This window comes from Pseudomonas agronomica (assembly GCF_025917275.1).
Classification (GTDB): domain Bacteria; phylum Pseudomonadota; class Gammaproteobacteria; order Pseudomonadales; family Pseudomonadaceae; genus Aquipseudomonas; species Aquipseudomonas agronomica.
Map to the genome: position 1 here is coordinate 1 of NZ_JAOSHO010000548.1, position 3105 is coordinate 3105.

The 3105-nt window shown below is 62.8% G+C and carries 4 protein-coding genes; 2 read left to right on the forward strand and 2 right to left on the reverse strand.

Annotated elements, in window-relative coordinates; genetic code table 11:
- Positions 1-38: 38 nt before the first annotated feature.
- Both OC610_RS24245 and OC610_RS24250 read right to left on the reverse strand, forming a co-directional pair.
- On the reverse strand, positions 39-575 hold the full coding sequence (locus OC610_RS24245; protein ID WP_264431471.1) for a cytochrome b: 537 nt from the start codon (positions 573-575) through the stop codon (positions 39-41).
- Complete coding sequence (locus OC610_RS24250) at positions 572-1651, reverse strand: catalase family peroxidase (protein ID WP_264431473.1); 1080 nt, start codon at positions 1649-1651, stop codon at positions 572-574. The genes OC610_RS24245 and OC610_RS24250 overlap by 4 nt, the downstream gene beginning before the upstream one ends.
- Positions 1652-1816: 165 nt before the next feature.
- Between OC610_RS24250 and OC610_RS24255 the strand changes: the two genes are divergently transcribed.
- A complete protein-coding gene (locus OC610_RS24255; protein WP_264431474.1) occupies positions 1817-2323 on the forward strand; it encodes a sigma-70 family RNA polymerase sigma factor in 507 nt (168 codons plus the stop codon).
- Positions 2320-3072, forward strand: coding sequence for an anti-sigma factor family protein (locus OC610_RS24260; RefSeq protein WP_264431476.1), 753 nt, complete (start codon positions 2320-2322; stop codon positions 3070-3072). Before OC610_RS24255 ends, OC610_RS24260 begins: the two co-directional genes overlap by 4 nt.
- The last annotated feature ends 33 nt before the right edge of the window (positions 3073-3105 follow it).

Here is a 3105-nt window from a genome sequence, read left to right on the forward strand (position 1 = left end):
GAGCAAGCTCCCTCGCCACGGGTTGCAGGTTCACAAGGTCAACGCTTGCCACGCAACATACTGTCCAACACCTCATCCCGGCGCACCCACCCGTGAAACAGCGCCGCCGCCAGGTGCACCAGCACGGTCAGGAACAGCAGATAGGCCAGGTAGCCGTGGGCCTTGCGCAGCAGTGCGAAGGTCTGGGCATCCGCCGGTAGGATGGAAGGCAGGCGAAGCGATTCGCTGAGCATCACCGGGTCCCCCGCCGCCGAGATCATGCTCCAGCCCAACAGCGGCAGGACCAGCATCAAGGCGTACAACAAGACGTGCGAAGCTTTGGCCGCCAACGCCTGCCACCCTGGCAGATCGGCCGGCAATGGCGGCGTGCGCGTGGTAAAGCGCACCACCAGCCGGACAACCACCAATAGCAGGATCGCTATGCCCAAGGGCTTGTGCAGTTGGAGCAACCATTCATGGCGCTCGGACACTGAGGCGACCATGCCTGCGCCGATGAACAGCATGGCGATGATCATCAACGCCATCAGCCAATGCAGCAGCCGAGCCAGCGGTGCAAAATGTCGAGGCGCGTTCATTGGCGAGACTCCTGTGTGGCGGGCAATTGGCTGACTTCACTGGTGCGCCGCAGGTAAGAACTGGCATAGGCCGCCGAACGCGCGGCCAGCAGCGGGTCATCGGAACCTTCGATACCGCTGGGCAGGATCAGCGGGTCGTAGTTGATGTCGCGGCATTCGCCGTTGTCCTGGGCCTGGGTGCTCTCCAATACCAAGGTGCCGGCGTTGATCACCTTGCGGTCGCTGGGCCAGGCCTTGCTGGCGTCGTTGACCGGATCGCCCGGGTTGGCCAAGGTGATGTCCAGCCGCCAGCGCAAGGGGCCGGACGCCAGGCGTTTGCTCAGGTCCTGTTCAAGAAAATCGGCGCCTTGGGGCGGTGTCGCGTCCGCCGCGTCCTGGCTCATCGGCACCACACCCCAGCGTACGGCCAGGCGTTGCCCGGCAGGATTGACCAGATAAAACGCATTGATCCCGTTGTAGGTTTCGGTGGCGTAGCTGGCCGAGGGCTTGGCCGTCTTGATCCATTGCAGGAACGGCATCGCCTCGGGATGCGCGGCAAAAAATGCCGGCACCGCTGCAGGGTTCGGCTTGCCCGTGGTCGGATCCGGCGATTGAGCCTGTTGCAGCTGGTAGAAGGCCTCGGGCGTCCCCACCGGGAACACTGGCATGCTGTTCATGCCTGTGCGCCATTGCTGTCCGTTGGCCTGGGTGAACCGCAATGCCAGGCTTCGGATCGGCACACTGCCATCCGGTGCGTAAGGATTGCCGCTGGGCAGCGCAAAACGCCCGACCACCGGAGTCCGCGCATCGTTGAACACCTGCGCGCTGGAATAGGCGCGTGCCTCGCCGCTGCTTTCAAAGTAACCGGCCACGCAAACACCCTTGGAGTGATTGCGCCGGAAACCCGCATGGACACCGTTGTTTGTTTCCAGGACATTGACCAACGCCTTGGGCGTCAGGCGTTGCGGGTCGAGGGTGCCGTTGACGTAGGCAAACGCCCCGGCCAGTGCCGCAACGACCACGGCAATGCCCGCCAGGCGCAAGGTCAGGCTGACGGCGCTCAATGGCGGCCGGCGTTCAGAAGCAGGGTCAACCATAGGAGACTCCGAGGCACAGGGCCAGTTGTGGAAAGGACCCGTCAGACGAAAGCCTGATGGGTTTATTCCCTCGCGTCGTATTTATTTTTCCTACGCTGGAATAATCTCTTTCCTGGATCGTCTTTCCAGTCACCAGTAGCGACTGACCCACGAAGCCATGCCCCTATGAACGAACTCGACGACCAGTTGCGCCTGCTCATCCCGCGACTACGACGTTTTGCCGTGTCGCTGACGCGCAATCCCAGCAATGCCGATGACCTGGTTCAGGCCTGCCTGGAACGGGCCTTGTCGAAATGGAACGACAAACGCCCGGAAGGCGATCTGCGGGCCTGGCTGTTTTCGATTCTTTACCGGCAATTTCTCGATGCCCATCGCCGTTCCCGGCGGTACGCGCGCATGCTGGAGTTCTTCACCGGACGCGACGATGCACACCCTTCCGCCGAGCGCAGCGTCCTTGCCCAATCGTCCCTCCAGGCTTTCGATCAACTGCCTGCCGAACAGCGCGCGCTGCTGCTGTGGGTCTCCGTGGAAGGCCTGAGCTACCAGCAAGTCGCCGACATCCTCGACGTGCCGACCGGAACCGTGATGTCGCGCCTGTCCCGCGCGCGCCAGGCGCTGCGTCAACTCAGCGAAGGCGAAATTACCCGCCCCGCCCTGCGGATACTCAAATGATCAGCATGCCCCCCAGCGACAATGATCTGCACGCCTACGTCGATCATCAACTGAGCGAAGCCGACCGGCGCCAGGTGGAAACCTACCTGGCCAGCCACCCCGCCGTCGCCAAGCGTGTGCGAGCTTGGCAGCAAGATGCGCAACATTTGCGCGCAACCCTGAGCGCAACCTTGCAGCAACCGCTTAATCCCAGCCTCGACCCGACCGTCATCCGACAACGCCTGAAACATCGTTCGCGCCGCCATCTCGCCAGCGCAGCGGTCTTGATGCTGGCCGTGGGTGTCGGTGGATTGGGCGGTTGGCAGGCCCGGCAAATAACCCTGCTCAGCGCTGCAGCACCCATGGCTGATGCATTGCAGGCGTACCGGCTGATAGCCCAGCAAGGCGTGCTCCCGGCCGATTACCAGACGGGCGACGAGCACAGCATGCAAGGCTGGCTCGACCGTTACTTCACCCAGGCCGACCGTTTGCCGGACCTCTCGGCAGCGGGTTTCAAGCCGGTCAGCGGACGATTGCTCAGCACTGAACAAGGCGCGGCGGCGATGGTGGTCTATCAGGATTCGAGCGGCCAGAAGATCAGCTTCTATATCCGCCCGCCGGGTCCGAGGAATTTCCTGTTGCCCCGTGGCAGCCGGCGCGATGGCGAACTGCAAGCCGAGTACTGGTCCGGACCCGGGTACAACTATGCGATGGTCATCCCCAGTGATACGCCGACGGCGCAGAAGCTCAAGCAAACCCTGAATTTCTGATCACCGCTATCCCTGTGGGAGCGAGCTTGCTCG

Excerpts from the sequence above, each read along its gene's own strand:
- OC610_RS24245 (WP_264431471.1), bottom strand. The coding sequence starts at position 575 with ATGAACGCGCCTCGACATTTTGCACCGCTGGCTCGGCTGCTGCATTGG.
- OC610_RS24250 (WP_264431473.1), bottom strand. The coding sequence starts at position 1,651 with ATGGTTGACCCTGCTTCTGAACGCCGGCCGCCATTGAGCGCCGTCAGC.
- OC610_RS24255 (WP_264431474.1), top strand. The coding sequence starts at position 1,817 with ATGAACGAACTCGACGACCAGTTGCGCCTGCTCATCCCGCGACTACGA.
- OC610_RS24260 (WP_264431476.1), top strand. The coding sequence starts at position 2,320 with ATGATCAGCATGCCCCCCAGCGACAATGATCTGCACGCCTACGTCGAT.